Raw genomic sequence first — 263 nt, forward strand, 5'->3', positions numbered from 1 at the left:
CTTATACAATTGATTCGAGACCAAGATACTCCCTTGTTTCTAACATGTTGGAAGATGCCTTTAAGCGCCTAACCGACAAAGATAATCTCTTGATCCATACGGATCAAGGATGGCATTACCAAATGGGCAAGTACCAACAGGCATTAAAGGAAAAGAAAATCACACAGAGTATGTCACGAAAAGGGAACTGTTATGACAATGCTGTGATGGAGAGTTTTTTTGGCATTTTAAAATCGGAATTTTTATATACACAGCAGTTTGAA

Annotated in this window: 1 protein-coding gene; it reads left to right on the plus strand. The window is 37.6% G+C overall.

Going from position 1 to position 263, the window contains the following annotated elements:
• Positions 1–263, plus strand: a 263-nt coding sequence (locus HPY28_RS30200; protein ID WP_174231980.1) for a DDE-type integrase/transposase/recombinase, incomplete at both ends; no start/stop codon positions are given.

This window comes from Brevibacillus sp. HB1.2, from assembly GCF_013332495.1.
GTDB lineage: Bacteria > Bacillota > Bacilli > Brevibacillales > Brevibacillaceae > Brevibacillus > Brevibacillus porteri.